This window comes from Streptomyces venetus (genome assembly GCF_039540295.1).
Taxonomy (GTDB): domain Bacteria; phylum Actinomycetota; class Actinomycetes; order Streptomycetales; family Streptomycetaceae; genus Streptomyces; species Streptomyces venetus.
The window spans coordinates 655645-671147 of sequence record NZ_BAABET010000004.1 but is presented as its reverse complement, the minus strand read 5'-3'; the positions used below and the strand labels follow the sequence as shown (position 1 = coordinate 671147).

Sequence of the window (15503 nt, the reverse complement as noted above, 5' to 3'; positions counted from 1 at the left end):
GAGCATCTCCGGAGAATGGCGGACGATGAGCATGCGGAGAAGCGGAAGTATCCCGTTGACAAAGGCGCGCGCCGCTTTGTAGCGTCCCGTTCGGCCAAGGGTTGAAGCGCCAGGAGCCAAACGGGAAGGGGCGCCTCAGAAATGACCGAGCAGTACGCACCCACTGCGGCGGACGTGGGAAGAATGTACGACCAGTCGACCGGCCTGCTCTCTGAAGTGATGGGGGGAAATATCCACCTGGGGTACTGGCGTGACGGCGATGACGACGCCTCGGTCGAACAGGCCACCGACACCTTGACCGATATGGTGGCCGAACGGCTCGCGCTCTCACCCGGCGCCCGGGTTCTGGATATCGGCTGCGGAAGCGGCAAGCCCGCTGTACGTATCGCGGGCACATGGGACGTGCATGTCACGGGGATCACCATCAGCGCTCAGCAGGCGCAAACGGCCGGAGCGCGGCCGGAAGTCGGGGAAGGTAACGGGCAGGTTTCGTTCCTGCAAGCCGACGGCATGGACCTCCCCTTCCCCGACGCCCACTTCGATCGCGTATACGCAATCGAATCGTTCTTGCACATGTCCGACCGTGCCACCGCCGTCGCCGAAGCGGCGCGAGTCTTGCGTCCGGGTGGCGTTCTGGTGGCCGCGAATCCCTATCAGCAAGGCGAACTGACCCCCCATGAGGCCGAGATAGTCGCGGACAATCGGAAGCTGTTCGAGATTCCCCCGATCGGCGACGCCGACGAGTACGCCGGACACATGGCCAAGGCCGGCCTGGAAATCGTCGAGATGCTGGACATCGGTGAGAACGTCCGGCGCAGTCACACGGTGGCCGCGGCCCTCATCCGCCAGGCACAGGGGGCGGGTGGCAGTGCGTTCAGCGAGGAACTGTCCAGAGCGGCCGACATCATCGAGCGTTTCGGTGAACTTCCGCAGATCGGCTACGGACTGATCGTCGCCCGTCGGCCCTGAGCCCTCCGAGTGAGAACGGCTCCGGCTGACGCGCCGGCCGAAAGGTGGGGCAGCCGGAGCCGGGGCCGAGGACCGTCCGGATGGGCCGCGGGCGGGCCTCCGCCCGTCCGGAAGACGTGGTGTGCCTCTCATCCGAGCCCTGCGCTCAGTTCAGCATCCGGTACAGCCCGGCGTGCAGCGCCGCACAGTCCTCCGGGGGCAGTGTGGTCAGACGCGTGCGCGTGAAGTCCGTCGAGGCGCGCACCTGATCACCGATCAGACGGCCTGCTTCGGTGACGGCGGCCAGTTTGACGCGGCGGTCCGCGGGATCGGGTTGGCGCCGGACCAGCCCGCGGGCTTCGAGGCGGTCCACGATGCCGGTGACGTTGGACGGTTCGCACTTGAGCCGCTCTGCGAGTCTGCGCATGGCGAGCGGCTGGTGTGACAGCAGTTCGAGCACGCGGACCTGGCTGCCGGTGAGCTGGTGTCTGGCGGCGGCCGCTTCATAGCTCTCCTGGTAACGGGCCACCAGAGTGTCGATGAGGTCGAGGACCTCCAGCGCCAGAGGGGAAAGCGATAAGTTCATAATAGTGGCGAGCTTAAATTATTACAGCTCGAAGTGTCTAGTGTGTGGGTGGGCCACGACGGTGACTCTCGCGCGGTCAGGTCCAGTTACGGCCGTGCTCAAGGAGCCTGCTGTGAGCGGCGGACATCTGGGAGCGTGCGACGTCGCCCTCCCGCGTGGCGAGATACGTGGTGGTGATCGGCGGTACTTCGGGCCTGAGGAGGGGCACCAGCGTGCCCTGGGCGACGTCGTCGGCACAGAGGTAGCTGGGAAGCACGGCGATGCCGACGGAGGCCTTGACGGCGGCGAGTACGGCTCGTTGGTCGGGAACCACCACGTCGGGTGCCGCGGACGCGGCGGTGTGGAAGACGGACCACCAGTAGTGGTCGATGAGCGGCAATGACTCGGCGCAGGCGATGAGGGGATGGCCGCCGAGGACCTGCGGAGCCTCGCGGGCGAGGTGCTTGTCGGGGATCGTGCGCGCGACGTCGGGATGGGCGACCAGGCTGTATTCCTCGTCGTAGAGGGGCAGTGCGCTGATTCCCGTCAGACGGGGGCGCGTCCGGACGACGACGATGTCGAGTTCGCCCGCGGCCAGTTGGGAGAGCAGCGCGTCGGACAGTGCGGGAGTGGTGCGCAACTGCACGCTGTCCATGAGCAGGTCGGCGAGCACCGGCAGGATCCGGTCGCTGATCAGGTCACTGGGGGCGCCGATCCGGAGCCGACGGGCCGGGGCGCCGCTTCTGGAGTAGCGCTGTAACACGAAGTTGAGGGCATCGACCGGGCCCTCGGCATCCCGTGCGAGCGAGTCGGCGGCCGGTGTGGGCTTGGATCCGGTGGCGTGGCGCACGAACAGACGCGTCCCGACCCTCTCCTCCAGGAGGCGGATCTGGTGGGTGACGGCCGGCTGTGAGATGTGCAGTCTTCGGGCCGCTCCCCCGAAGGACCCCGTCCGGTAGACCTCGATGAAGGTGCGGAGCCAGCCCGGGTTGAGTGGCTCCGTCTCCTCCCGGTGCGCCCGCGCCTGCGCCCGCGGACGTCGCGGCGCGTGTGATGTCGTCTCTGTTCCGGATAAGCGTGGAGAAGGCATGAGGAGAGGACTCCATGAGGTCAGCCGGCCGGTCGTGGCGCGGGGCGGAACGGGTACCGGCACCGGCGACGTGACGCACGAGGCTCGGGGGAGCGGGGTGCCGGACCTGGCGGCACTGCCGGAACGTGCCGACCGCGCCGCCGACGAGGTGAGGTGTCAGGTCTTCGCCAGGTGAGGCATCAGCTCCTCGAAAGTGCGGCGCTGCCCCAGCGCGGTGTCGAGGAGCAGGCCGCCGTTGCTCAGCGCCAGTTGACGGAAGGCGTCCACCCGGTGCTCGTAGACGTCCAGCGTGAGCGGGTCGTCGCGCTCCGCGGGCCGACTGCGCACCCGGGCGCTGGCCTCCTGCGCCGACACGGTGGTGAAGACCGAGAGGTCCGGCGCCGGGAAGCAGGCGATCAGCGGTTCCACCACCGCGCGCGTCTCGGCCGGAACCCGGTGTATGAGCAGTTCGCCGAGGGGCGTGAACAGGTAGCGGTCGACCACGACGACGCGCCCTGCCCGCAGCGCGGGCAGGATGCGCGTCCGTACGGTCATCAGCCGGTCCCCGAGTACGGCGCAGCACATGGCCAGCGGGTCCACCTCGCCGGCATGTACGGAACCGAAGGGGTCCGCGTTGTACGTCCTGAACCAGCGGCTGGCCTTCAGCTCGCGTGACGGCAGTTTGAAGCCGCGTACGGTCCGCCCGCACGCCCGCAGATAGGCCCGGGTCATCCGGGTGGTCGTGGTCTTGCCGCTGCCGTCGACACCGTCGAAGGAGATGAGGGTGCCGGGGAGCCCGTGTGGCCGGAACGGCAGCCGCCACTCCGGGCTCAACGCGCCCGTCCGGCATACCGGGCGGTCGCACGGTGAACCAGGCGGCGCAGGCCGGCCGGCGCGCGGCTCTCGCCCTGGAATTGGGGTCCGTACAGCGCTTGGACGACTTCCCTCGCCTGCGTGTCGTCCTCCGGTGTGTCGAGCGTGGCGCCTAGCACCTCGACACCGAAAGATCCGTTCAGGGGTCTGCACGTGAGCATCCGCAGGGCTCCTCGCCGCCAATGTCGCCGTCATCGGTACCGTGTCGGCGAGTTGCGCGGCACAGGAGGCGGTGTGCGGCTCCCTCGGTCGGAGTCGTGAGCCGTCCCACGAACCCGCCAAGGATGTGCCCACCGCGGAGCCCCCTCCCGCCGAACCTCGGCTGCCGAAGCATTACACCGCAGACTCCGCCGGATTTCACCGGGGCACCGGTGGGACCTTGGTCCTATTGAACCGACAATGACCACCCTGACACGCTGTCCTGCCATGACCTCAGCGAAGCCGGAAACACTGTCCAGCCGACAGGATCCGACAAAGGTCCACGTCCTTTCTCCTCCCGGACTCCCGGCGCGCCCGTGAATACCGTCGGGACGCGAAGTGGGCGGAACTCAGGGGTGGCCGAAATAGCCCCATGATGAGGCGACTTTTGCACCTCAGAATCCTGGAATACCTGGGCGAAGCGACGTGGTAGGCCATGGCCGCGGGCGGCGGGGACTCACGGACTCATCGTGAAGAACGAGGGCCGACCTGCCGGAGGACGCCGTCCGGCGCCGGCTCGCTTCCCGGACGTTCCGCCGCACGACCGCGTCGTATCACCGCCGTGGAAACCAGCACCGTCCGACGGGGCCGCGTTCTCGTGGAGTTCCGCGGCGGCTCCACCTGTTCGACCCGACAAGCGACTTCCAAGGAGTGAGCGGTGACAATCGCCGAGGAGCGGGCCACAGCGAACCGGTTCGTGCTGTCCGAGGACGAGGTGCCTCAGCGCTGGTACAACCTCGTCGTCGATCTGCCGTACGAGATCGAGCCTCCTCTGCACTCGACGGAGGAGCGGCTCGCGCTCGAGGAGGACTACGACTGGCTGTGGCCCAGCGAGTGCCTGCGGATCGAGTTCCTCAAGGGCCGCTACGCGACGGACCCGTGGATCGAGGTGCCCGAGCCGGTGCTTCGCACCTATACGCGTTACCGGCCCTCGACGCTGGTGCGGGCCAAGGGGCTCGAGGAGTACCTCGACAGCCCGCACCGGATCTTCTACAAGCGCGAGGATCTGAACCCCGGCGGCAGCCACAAGTTCAACACGGCGCTGGCTCAGGCGTATTACGCCGCGCAGGACGGCGTCGAGACGCTGGTCACGGACACCGGGGCCGGCCAGTGGGGCACCGCCCTGGCTCTGGCCTGCGCCGCCTTCGGTCTCAAGCTGAAGGTGTTCATGGTCCGCAAGAGCTTCGACGAGAAGCCCTACCGGCGCAATCTCATGCGGATGCTGGGGGCCGAGGTCATCTCCTCTCCGAGCCGGACCACCGGCACGGGCCGTGACGTCCTGGACAAGGACCCGGACAGTCCCGGCAGCCTGGGTATCGGCATGGCCGAGGCCATCGAGCTGGTCCGGTCGGAGCCGTCCCACCGGCTGGCGCTGGGGTGCATGTCGTACTACGCGGCCATGCACCAGACGGTCATCGGTCTGGAGACGCAGGCGCAGCTCGCGCAGGCCGGTGTCGGTGCCGACGTGCTGGTCGGCTGTGTCGGCGGCGGCAGCAACTTCACGGGCTTCGTGGCCCCCTTCGTCACCGGCTCCGACCGGCCGCTGTGCATCGCGGCCGAACCCGCCTCGGTGCCCACTCTCACCCAGGGCGAGTTCCGTTACGACTGGGCGGACTACGAGCGGCAGACCCCGCGGATCCCGATGTACACCCTCGGCAGCGACTTCGTGCCGCCGCCCATCCACTCCGGCGGTCTGCGCTACCACGGCAAGACCCCCATCCTCTCCAGCCTCGTCAAGAACGGCCTGATCACCCCGCGAGCCTTCGAGCAGCAGAAGGTCTTCGAGGCCGGGCAGCTGTTCCTGCGCACGGAGGGCGTGCTGCCCGCGCCCGAGAGCTCCCACGCCATCCTCGCCGCCATCGAGGAAGCGCGGCGTGGCGGCAAGCCGCGCACCATCGTCATCTGCCTCAGCGGCCACGGCTACCTGGACCTTCAGGGATACGCGGATGTCCTCGATCTCGGCTGACGACGCCGGTCTCCTGCCCCGCGGCCGGGTGGCGTTGCTTCCCGGCGCGGTGGAGGTCCGGACGTCGTCCCGGGTGCACATCACGCTGATCGACATGAACGGGTCGACCGGTCGCCGAGACGGCAGTGTCGGCTTCGCGGTGGCCGACCCCGGACTGCGGCTCGTGCTGACCCGCGGCGGACCGCCGCGCTGCGACGGTGCCGCGGACCCGGCCGAGGCCGACCGCATCACGGCGGCGGTACGGCACGCCGCCACGGCCCTCGGCGTCCCGGACACGGTGCGGGTACGGCTGCACACCTCCGTCCCCGCCCACAGCGGCCTCGGCTCGGGCACCCAGTTGCGGCTCGCCGTGCTGCGGGGCCTGGCCGAACTCACGGGCCGGCGGCTCGCCGACCGGGAGCTCGCGGCGCTGTCGGGACGCGGCGGAACTTCCGGCATCGGCGTGCACGCCTTCACACGCGGCGGTTTCCTCGTCGACGGCGGCCACCGCACCCGCGACAAGGACGCGTTCGCGCCGAGCCGCTTCGCCGAGGGCGTGCCGGTACCGCCCCTGGTGTACGCGCGGACGCCACCCGAGCACTGGGGGATCGTCCTGGCCCTTCCGGAGGGCGTGCGAGGGCTGGAAGGCACGGCGGAACGGGACTTCATGTCCGCACACACGCCGCTGCCGCTGCCTGCCGTCCGGGCGGTCGCGCACACCGTCCTCATGGGGCTGCTGCCCGCCCTGGAGGAGGGCGACCTCGCCGCCTTCGGCGAGTGCCTGACACGGCTTCAGGACATCGGCTGGAAACGGGCGCACTGGGAGCGGCCCGAACTGCGCCCGTGGCGGCCCCTCGTCGACCTGATGTGCGCCCAGGGCGCCGCCGGGGGCGGCCTCAGCTCGACCGGGCCCCTCGTGTACGCCGTCTACGACCGGTCCGCGTGTGACGGAGCGGAGCTCGCCGGGCGGATCCGCGCTGCCGCGGGCCGGGCGGGCCTGCCCCTGGCCTCATTGATCACCACGACATTCGGCGGCCCCGCGGCCACCGTTCTTCCCGAGGAGTGACGGCGACCCCATGAACGTGTCGGAGCTGGAGGAGATCGAGCGCGACTACGTGCGCTGGTATCCCGCCCGGATCACCGCGATGGACCCCGCGGCCGCCTGGTCGCGCCCCACCATGGGGTTGTACGCCCACATCCCCTACTGCGCCCATCGCTGCCACTTCTGCAAGTACAAGGTGAAGGTCGGCGACGACCTGCACGACGAGATGGACGTCTTCCTCGACTCCCTGGAGAACGAGATCCGCACGGTGCGGCAGCGCGGCCAGGTGGCGGGGCGCCCGCTGGACGTGGTGTTCATCGGCGGCGGGACACCCTCCCTGCTGGCACCCCGGCAGCTCCGGCGGCTCCTGGACGGCATCACCTCGTCGTTCGAGCTCACGGACGACTGCGAGTTCAGCATGGAGTGGAGCCCGGCCTCGCTCAGCAGTGAGAAACTGCGGCTGTTCCGCGCCGCGGGCGGCAACCGGCTGAGCATCGGCGTGCAGTCCTTCAACGACGAGGTGCTGAAGGAGATCGGGCGCGACCACACCGCCGCGGAGGCCCGTGAGGCGCTGCGCCTGGCGCACGAGGCCGGCTTCGACAACATCAACCTCGACCTGATCTACCGGCTGCCCGGACAGTCCGTCGAGGACGTCCGCCGCTCCGTCCGCGACGCACTCGCCTGCGACCCCGCGCACGTCAGCTTCTACCCGCTGTGGATCCGCGAGCACACCGTGCTCTGGTCCCGGTTGCAGAAGGGAGAGCTGGAGATCCCTGGTGAGGACGTCGAACAGGAGATGTTCGAGGCCGCCCGGGAGATCTTCACGGAGCACGGCTACGAGCACTACAACGTCTTCGACTTCGTCCGCCGCACCACGCCGCGCTGCCGGTACACCGAACTCCAGTGGGAGGACGGTGAATGGGTCGGGGTCGGCCCGAGCGCGGTGACCTACATCGACGGCCGGCACACCATCAACGCCTACTCGATCGGCGACTACATCGAGCGGGCACGCACCACCGGCGCCGCCACGGCGGCCGGCTCCGTCCTCGACCTGCCCGCCCGGATGCGCCGCACCATGATGTTCGGTCTGCGGATGAACCCCTTCGACACGGACCGGTTCCGCCGCCAGTACGGCGTGGACGTCGACACCGTCTTCGGGCCGGAGCTGACGCTGCTGGCCGAGAGCGGGCTCATCACCCGCGAGGGCCGGCTGCTGCGCCTCACCGCCGAGGGCATCCGCAAGGTGAACAACATCGGCAAGCTGTTCTACGAGGCACCGGAGGACCGGCAGTCACTGGGCTTGTCGCGGCGTGGCCTGCCCATCCTGGAAGTGGACCGGTGACCGCGCCACCGGGCCGCCGCCCCCGTGTCGTGGGCCTCGGTCTGGTGATGGCGGACGTCCGGGTGGTCTGCCCGGTCCCGCTCCACGAGGAGAGCGATCCCAGTGTGCGGGCGATGGACCTGCGCCTGGGCGGAGCCACCACGAACACGCTGGTGGCGCTGCGGCGGCTCGGTCTCGCCACCAGCCTGGCGAGCGGGGTGGGCGACGACTGGATCGGGCGCTTCCTGCTGGACCGTCTGGACGCGTACGGCGTCGAGCGACGGCACGTCGCGGCGGTGCCCGGCCCCAGCGCCTCCTGCCTGGTCCTGGAAGCGCCACCGGCGCGGACACTGCTGTGGCACCTGCCGAAGCCGCTGGAGCGAGCGGCGGAAGCGGTCCTGCGCACGCGCCTGCCCGAACTTGTCGCGGACGCCGACGCGGTCCATGTCAATGGCCGCTTCCCCCAGGCCGCGACCGAGCTGTGCGCCCTGGCGAGCGACCGCGGCGTGACCGTCTCGCTGAACGCCGGCCGCGGCGACGTGTCCGAGGGGGTGCCCGAGCTGCTGCGGTACGCCGACGTGCTCGTCGCGGCCGAGTCCTGGGCTGTCGCGCACACGGGCGCGGACACCGCCCGCGAGGCGTGCGCCCGACTGTCCCGGCAGGCCCCGGGACGCCCCCGGCTGGTATCCGTGACCTGCGGGGAACACGGCAGCTGGACCACGGGCCCCGGTCTGGGCGAGGCCGTCCACACGGCGGCGCCCGTCGTGGCACCGGGACTGCCGACCGCGGGGGCCGGAGACGCGTACCACGCGGGCTTCCTCGCCGCCGCACTGGCGGGAGCCACACCCGGACAGTGCGCGCGCGCCGGAGCCGCGGAGGCCGGCCGCCACCTGTCCGAGGCCGCGGCTGTCCCCGCCGCCTGAGCACACCGGAGACACCGTCCGGTGACGTCCGATATGTCGGAAAGGAGGTGCAGGGACATGAAGTTCGACATCAAGAAGGCCGGCACGTGCAGCGGCAACAAGGCGCTGTAACGACTGTGCATGACCGCTGAACAACGCTTGCCGGCGTGGCGGGCACCCGTCGATGCCCTTGTCAGGGTGCCCGCCACGCCGATCCGGCCCGGACACGGAGAACGGGACGTGGGCATCCGGACCAGGAGCTCGGGTCGAGGAGAACGATTCAGGACATCGGGTTGAGGAGACCTGGGTTGAGCGAGCAGTACGCCATCGACGACATGTTCTTCACCTCTCAGGACGTCTCCGAGGCCGTCGACCTCGTCGCGCGGACCTACCCCGACGGCTGCGCCGGCGCGTTCATCGCGGGGAGCCTCTCCGTCGGCCTCGGCCACGCCGAGTCGGACCTCGACATCGTCGTGGTCCACGACACCGCCGAATCAGCGCGCCAGCACGTGGCGAACGGCCGCCGCCTCGATCTCACCACCGTCTCCCTCGCGTCCTGGAAGGCCCGGGCGGAGTCCATGGCCCGGTACGCGATCACCCGGACCGACCGGTCCCAGGGCGACCTCGACCGCGAGGAGATGACCAGGACCGTCCGCTACGCCATGGCCGGCCGGCTCCCCCTCGGAGGCGATCTGCCGGGCCCCGACCGGGACGTCGTCGCCCAGGTCGTGATCTACCGCAACGCCTTCCAGGTCGCGGGACTGGCCGAAGACGCTCAAGGCGCCCTCGCCGTCGGCGACCCCTACACGGCCCTGCTCGCCGCGCGGGGTGCGCTCGAGGCCGGACTCGACGCGCTGCTGTCCGCCGAACGAGACCTGTACATCGGTCCGAAGTTCCTGCTCCGCCGCGTCGCCCGTTCCCCGCTGCTCGGCCCGCACCTGCCGGCCGTGTGGGAGCTGTTGCACGAGCCCGTGCCCCTGGACGGCCTGGCCGGGCACGCGGAGGGCGTCGTGCGCCGCAGGCTCGCCCTCGCCGTCGCCCTGGTGGGCGTGGCCACCACCCAGGGCTGGGACGGCACCGAGGGCATCGCGGAACTGCGGCTGCCCCGCCCACCCGGCATGGGCCCCGTGCAGAGCCCGTACCACAGCCTGCTCCGCTTCACCGACGGATTCGTCCTGGCCGGCCCCAACGTCGCCTACGACCTCACCGACCCCATGGCGTACCTGTGGAGCCTGTGCACGGGAGCCGATGCCGCCGCCCTCCACGAGGAGTTCACCCGCGGCGTCGACGGCGACGTGACCCGCGAGGAGATCGCGGACGCGCTGGCCGCGCTCGCCGGACTGGGCGTCGTCGAGACACCGGAGGGGCGGTCGTGACCGCGGTCGAAGTGCTGGGCATCGGGCGCGACTTCGTCTCGTCCGGCCGCCGCGTCACCGCCCTGGAACAGGTCGACTTCACCGTCGACGAGGGCGAGATCGTGGCGCTGCTCGGGGAGAACGGCGCCGGCAAGACGACTCTGACCAAGATCCTCGCCACCCTCCTGCTGCCCAGCCGCGGCACCGCCCGCGTCTTCGGCGTGGACGTCGTCGCACGGCCGCAGGAGGTCCGCCGTCACCAGTCCGTCGTCTTCGGCGGCGAACGCGGCTTCTACCAGCGGCTCTCCGCCCGGGAGAACCTCCGCTTCTTCGCCATGCTCAACGGTGCCTCACCCCGTGGCCTGCGCGAGCTGGTCGAGCGGTCACTGGAGCGTGCGGGCCTCGCGGACGCCGCCGGCCGTGCCGTCGAGACGTACTCCCGCGGCATGCGCCAGCGGCTCCACCTCGCCGTCGGCTTCGCCACCAGCCCCCGGCTCATGCTGCTCGACGAGCCCACCATCGGGCTCGACCCGGTGGAGGCGGCCCGCTTGCGCGCGGAGATCTCCGGGCTGCGCGACCAGGGGGTCACCATCCTGCTGACCAGTCATCATCTGCTGGACGTCGAGGAACTCGCCGACCGGGTCGTCGCCCTCCACAAAGGACGGGTCGTGGAGGACATGCCCCTCGCCGACTTCACCCGCCGGGCGGGATTCGCCGCCGTCCTCAGGGTTGCCGGTCGCGGCGCCCCGCCGGCCCCCCGCGTCTGCAAGGGGATCCGTGTACGCGGCCGGAACCAGGCCGAAGGGACGGGGGAGCGGCAGGGGACCTGGACGCTGGAGATCGAGATCGAGGAGTGGGGCACCGTGTCGCTGGGCGAGATCAGCGCCCTGCTCGACGGATGCGCCGTGACCGACTTCGACGTGACACCGGCCCGCCTGGAGGACTCCTTCCGGCGCCTGTACGAGACCCCGCGGCCATGACGGCACCCCTTTCCCGTCCTCCGGCACGCGGATTCGACCGGCTGCGCACCCACCTGGCGGTGTTCTGGGAATCCGCCCGTATCCAGGCCGTCCTGACCGGCAGAAGCCCCGCCGTGGTGGTCCTCGCCGGAGTCCAGCCGGCCGCCTTGCTCCTGCTCACGCTGCCCCGCGACGCCGGCGAGCGCGACACGGCCACTCGTGTCCTGATCTCCGTGCTCGTCACCTGCCTGTGGGGCGGACTGGTGTGGATGGCCGGCGGCATCATCCGCCGTGACCTCGTACAGGGCACCATGTCCCGCAGCGTGGTCGGCGTCCGCGATCCCCGGCTCGTCCTGATCGGCAAGTGCGCGGGCGCGGTGGTCTTCACCTGCGGTGTGCTCGTGGTCGTCGGGACGGCGGTGTCCCTGCTTCTCGGGTTGCGCCCCCGGCTCGCCGACCCCGTACTGCTGATGGTCGGTCTCGTGGCGGTGACCGCCTCCGCGGTCGCGATGGGCCTGCTGCTCAGCTGTGTGTTCGTCCTGACGCGGCACGGCGTGCACGTGGGCAACGCCCTGCTGTACCCCGTCTACATCCTCGGCGGCATGCTCATCCCGGGTGAGCTGATTCCGGCGGAGCTGCGCTGGGTCTCCTGGCTGGTGCCGTTGCGCTGGGCGAAGGAGTACATGGTCGACGTGTCGCTCGGGAGGACACCGGGCGCGTCGCTGTGGGCCGTGACCGCGTTGGCCGCCGTCCACCTCCTCGCCGGGCTCGTCCTGTTCCGGAAGGTGGTGGACCGTGCCAGGCACCGCGGCACCCTCGAATTCACCTGAGGGGGCCTTTGCGGGCCGTCTTCCCGTCGTACGCGAACTGCTCAGGTTCTCCTGGCGGTTGTACCTGGTCGAGGACACTCCCCGGGTCCTGCTGCTCTCCAAGGCCCCGAGGGCCGTCCTCCAGGCCGTGTTCTACACCCTCCTGGCGGGACTGCTGCCCGCGGGGGGCGACTCCGGAGCGACAGCGGGGAGAGAGGCGGCGTTCGTCGGAGTGTCCGCCTTCGTCATGTGCCTGTCCACCGTGATCGGTGCGAGCGGGGTGCCGCCGCTGGACCGCGACGAACGCACCCTTGTTCCGCAGCTCGCGGGACGCGTCCCACCGCTGCGGATCCTGCTCGCCAGATGCCTGCCCTACGCCGCCGAGGGCCTGTTGCTCTCGCTCGTCACGGTCGTTCTCGCCGGCCTCGTCCTGACCGGGCCGGCGACGGTGGCGGACCTGCTGGCGCGCGCTGGCATGTACGCCGTCATGGCGCTCACCACGGTAAGTCTGGGCGCCGCCATGGGCGTTCTGGCCCTCCTCGGCCGGTCGGAGCTGCTGCTCGGCAACACGGCGCTGTACCTGGTCCTCGTGCTCAGCGGAGCACTGCCGGCACCGGCCCTTCCCGAGTGGACCCAGGCGGTGGCCGGCCTGCTGCCGCTCACCCACGGTGTCGCGGCGCTGCACCACTCCCTGGCCGGACAGCCCTTCGCCGGGCAGCTGCTTGCCGAACTCGGCGTCGGAGTGCTGTGGCTGGCCGCCGCCGCGGCGCTCGTGCGCCTGTGGGCTCACAGGACCCGGACCCGGGGTCACGCGGACGGCGGCTGAGAAGCCCACGGGAAATCCTGAACGGCGCCGTGAAATGCATCGTGCCGTGTTCTGCAATGGTGAAATTCAACCGTCCACGAAATCAATAGGCCAAACGTCCTGGTGATCCCTTCCTTGACATTCCGTGATTGCAGGCCGTTTGATGAAATACCATCTGGATGTGCTGATCCACGATTGGATTGATGACGTCGATGGTCACTGGAATTCGATCTACGTCCAGCCGCTTCGCCCGCCTTCTCGGGGTGGGTTCGTATCGCCCCGGGCGCGTGGTTGGCAATGAAGAGATCTGCAGATTCATAGATTCCGACCCCGAATGGATCGAGGTGCGGTCGGGGATTGTGACCCGGCATTTCGCCGACGACGACGAGACAATTCCCGGCATGGGAGCACGGGCCGCCGAGAAGGCGTTGAGCGCGGCCGGTCTGACTCCCTCGGACGTCTCCTGCGTCATCCTCTCCACCATGTCGTACCTGCATCAGGCGCCGCCCGCGGCGGCGGCCTGCGCCGCTGAGCTCGGCGCTCGCGGGGCGGCCGCCTTCGACCTCGGCGCGGCCTGCGCCGGTTTCTCCCACGGACTGGCCGTCGCCGGCGATCTGGTGGCCAGCGGGCAGGCGGAGCACGTCCTGGTCGTCGGGGCGGAGCGGATGAGCGACATCGTCGACCCTCATGACCGTACGACGGCCTTCATCTTCGGCGACGGCGCCGGGGCGGCCGTGGTCGGACCCGCGGACGAGCCCGGCATCGGGCGCGCGGTGTGGGGGACCGACACGGACCATCTGCGGGCCATCGAGCAGAGCCGTTCCTTCGCCGAGTTGCGGCGCGACTCGATGGCGCGCTGGCCCTTCCTGGAGATGGCCGGTCCCGAGGTTTTCCGCTGGGCCATCGGCGCGGTCGCCGACGTGTGCGAACAGGCCCTGCGGGCGGCCGGTGTGACGGTGCGGGACATCGAGGCGTTCGTGCCGCACCAGGCCAACGTGCGCATCATCGACGCGGTGGTGAAGGCGATGGGCCTGTCGTCGTCGGTCGAGGTGGCGCGAACGGTCAGGGAGGACGGAAACGTCTCCGGCGCCTCGATCCCGCTCGCCCTCGACACCCTGCTCGCCTCCGGACGGGTCAGACCCGGTGCGCTCGTGCTGACAGCCGGCTTCGGCTCGGGTCTCAGCTACTCGGCACAGGTCGTCGTCGCCCCCTGACCTCGGGGACGGGCAGGGGGGCCAGAAACGGTCCCCGGCTCCCGTCGGGGGACACACTCCGGCCGACGACGGTCCACCGTGGACGGGGTCTCTCCCCATGACCCGGTGGCTGATGGTCCTCGGCGCATGCCGGTACCGGCGGAACAGGGAGATGCTGATGCCACACCGGCCCTACGTGATCGACCCCTCGGGAAGCGACCTTGTCGGCGAGGCCGAGGCGTTGCGCCGTCTCGGACCGGCGACTTTGGTGGAGTTGCCGGGTGGTGTGCCGGCCTGGTCGGTGACCCGGCACGACACGATCAAAAGGCTTCTGACCGATCCGCGGGTGTCCAAGGACCCGCGGCAGCACTGGCCGGCCTTCCGTGACGGGGAGATCACCGGCGACTGGCCGCTGTACCCATGGGTCGCCGTGGAGAACATGCTGACGGCCTACGGCACCGATCACGCACGACTGCGGCGCCTGGTGGCAGGCGCCTTCACGGTCCGCCGGAGCAGATCCATGGAACCCGTGGTGCAGAGGGTGACGCGCGAACTGCTCGACGAGATCGCCGCGGTGCGGCCCGGTGAGACGGTAGACCTGCGGGCCGCCCTGACCCACCCGCTGCCGTTCCGGGTCATCTGCGCGTGCTTCGGCGTCCCGGACGACATCGCGGCGTCGCTGCGCGAGATGACGGACGACTTCCTTCGCCCTCCGGGTACCGCCGAGGACGCCCAGGCCAGAGGACGGGCCGTCCACGAGGCACTCGCCGGCCTGGTGACCTACAAGCGGTCCCACCCGGGCGAGGACCTCGCGTCGGAGCTCATCTCGCTGCGGGACGCGGACGGCGAGCGGTTCGACGAGCAGGAGCTGGTCGACACCCTGATGCTGATGATCGGGGCCGGCCACGAGACGACCGCACACCTGCTGGGCAGCGCCATCCTCGAACTGCTGTCCCGGCCCCACCATCTGGCCCTCCTGGGCGAGGGGCGCGCGACCTGGGACGACGTCGTCGAGGAGACGCTGCGGGTGCACGGACCGGTGGCTCACATGCCGTTGCGCTACGCGACGGAGGACATCGATCTGGATGGCGTGACCCTCCGCCGCGGCGACGCCATCCTCGTCTCGTACGCGGCCGCGGGCCACGACCCGGAGCAGCACGGGCCCGCGGCACACGACTTCGACCTGCTGCGTGAACGACGGGAGCATCTCGCCTTCGGCCACGGCGTCCATCACTGTCTGGGCGCGCCCTTGGCCCGCCTGGAGGCCGGGATCGCCCTTCCCCGGCTCTTCGAACGATTCCCCGACATGCGACTGACCGTGCGCGGCGCCGATGTGCCGGCATCGGGCTCGTTCATCACCAGCGGCCCCCGCGAACTGCCGGTGCTGCTCCGCCCGGTGGCCGGCTGACGAAGGGCCGGTCGGGCGACTCGGCTTGACGGGCAGCCCGACCGTACCGGCGCGACCCGGCCGAACGGCCGGGCGGCCTCGGCCGCTCGGGAACCGTCCGGGCCGCGGAAC

Annotated in this window: 15 protein-coding genes; 12 read left to right on the top strand and 3 right to left on the bottom strand. The window is 70.4% G+C overall.

Features of this window, described 5'->3' with window-relative positions:
• Positions 1 to 141 precede the first annotated feature (141 nt).
• A complete protein-coding gene (locus ABEA82_RS16765; RefSeq protein ID WP_345662283.1) occupies positions 142 to 969 on the top strand; it encodes an SAM-dependent methyltransferase in 828 nt (275 codons plus the stop codon).
• Positions 970 to 1114: 145 nt separating this feature from the next.
• Here ABEA82_RS16765 and ABEA82_RS16760 read toward each other — a convergent pair whose 3' ends face one another.
• Positions 1115 to 1534 (bottom strand): MarR family winged helix-turn-helix transcriptional regulator, encoded by a 420-nt coding sequence (locus tag ABEA82_RS16760; RefSeq protein WP_345662282.1) that lies wholly within the window; start codon positions 1532 to 1534, stop codon positions 1115 to 1117.
• 76 nt (positions 1535 to 1610) lie between these two features.
• A complete protein-coding gene (locus tag ABEA82_RS16755) occupies positions 1611 to 2603 on the bottom strand; it encodes a LysR family transcriptional regulator (RefSeq protein WP_345662281.1) in 993 nt (330 codons plus the stop codon).
• On the opposite strand from ABEA82_RS16755, the gene ABEA82_RS16750 reads away from it, so the two are divergent.
• Positions 2602 to 2778, top strand: a complete 177-nt coding sequence (locus ABEA82_RS16750; protein WP_345662280.1) for a hypothetical protein — start codon at positions 2602 to 2604, stop codon at positions 2776 to 2778. The two genes, ABEA82_RS16755 and ABEA82_RS16750, sit on opposite strands and share 2 nt — an antisense overlap.
• Here the strand turns inward: ABEA82_RS16750 and ABEA82_RS16745 are convergent.
• Positions 2760 to 3416 carry a dTMP kinase gene (locus tag ABEA82_RS16745; RefSeq protein ID WP_345662279.1) on the bottom strand — a complete coding sequence of 219 codons (657 nt, stop codon included), beginning with the start codon at positions 3414 to 3416 and terminating at the stop codon, positions 2760 to 2762. The genes ABEA82_RS16750 and ABEA82_RS16745 overlap by 19 nt on opposite strands.
• A gap of 895 nt (positions 3417 to 4311) precedes the next feature.
• Here ABEA82_RS16745 and ABEA82_RS16740 point away from each other — a divergent pair.
• From ABEA82_RS16740 to ABEA82_RS16695, 10 genes are all read left to right on the top strand, one after another.
• Positions 4312 to 5619 carry a TrpB-like pyridoxal phosphate-dependent enzyme gene (locus ABEA82_RS16740; RefSeq protein ID WP_345662278.1) on the top strand — a complete coding sequence of 436 codons (1308 nt, stop codon included), beginning with the start codon at positions 4312 to 4314 and terminating at the stop codon, positions 5617 to 5619.
• Positions 5600 to 6664, top strand: coding sequence for a beta-ribofuranosylaminobenzene 5'-phosphate synthase family protein (locus ABEA82_RS16735; protein WP_345662277.1), 1065 nt, complete (start codon positions 5600 to 5602; stop codon positions 6662 to 6664). Before ABEA82_RS16740 ends, ABEA82_RS16735 begins: the two co-directional genes overlap by 20 nt.
• Before the next feature lie 10 nt (positions 6665 to 6674).
• Positions 6675 to 7982 (top strand): radical SAM family heme chaperone HemW, encoded by a 1308-nt coding sequence (gene hemW, locus ABEA82_RS16730; protein ID WP_345662276.1) that lies wholly within the window; start codon positions 6675 to 6677, stop codon positions 7980 to 7982.
• Positions 7979 to 8884: a carbohydrate kinase family protein gene (locus ABEA82_RS16725; RefSeq protein ID WP_345662275.1), complete on the top strand. Its 906-nt coding sequence runs from the start codon at positions 7979 to 7981 to the stop codon at positions 8882 to 8884. The genes hemW and ABEA82_RS16725 overlap by 4 nt, the downstream gene beginning before the upstream one ends.
• 287 nt (positions 8885 to 9171) lie before the next feature.
• A complete protein-coding gene (locus ABEA82_RS16720; RefSeq protein WP_345662274.1) occupies positions 9172 to 10239 on the top strand; it encodes a hypothetical protein in 1068 nt (355 codons plus the stop codon).
• Positions 10236 to 11198, top strand: coding sequence for an ABC transporter ATP-binding protein (locus tag ABEA82_RS16715; RefSeq protein WP_345662273.1), 963 nt, complete (start codon positions 10236 to 10238; stop codon positions 11196 to 11198). Before ABEA82_RS16720 ends, ABEA82_RS16715 begins: the two co-directional genes overlap by 4 nt.
• A complete protein-coding gene (locus tag ABEA82_RS16710; RefSeq protein ID WP_345662272.1) occupies positions 11195 to 12007 on the top strand; it encodes an ABC transporter permease in 813 nt (270 codons plus the stop codon). Before ABEA82_RS16715 ends, ABEA82_RS16710 begins: the two co-directional genes overlap by 4 nt.
• Entirely contained in the window at positions 11973 to 12812 is an 840-nt protein-coding gene (locus ABEA82_RS16705; RefSeq protein WP_345662271.1) for an ABC transporter permease, read from the top strand. Before ABEA82_RS16710 ends, ABEA82_RS16705 begins: the two co-directional genes overlap by 35 nt.
• Positions 12813 to 12994: 182 nt before the next feature.
• Positions 12995 to 14005 carry a beta-ketoacyl-ACP synthase III gene (locus tag ABEA82_RS16700; protein WP_345662270.1) on the top strand — a complete coding sequence of 337 codons (1011 nt, stop codon included), beginning with the start codon at positions 12995 to 12997 and terminating at the stop codon, positions 14003 to 14005.
• 157 nt (positions 14006 to 14162) lie between these two features.
• The gene (locus ABEA82_RS16695) at positions 14163 to 15392 is read left to right on the top strand and encodes a cytochrome P450 family protein (protein ID WP_345662269.1); all 1230 of its coding nucleotides are present in this window, start codon (positions 14163 to 14165) and stop codon (positions 15390 to 15392) included.
• Positions 15393 to 15503 lie beyond the last annotated feature (111 nt).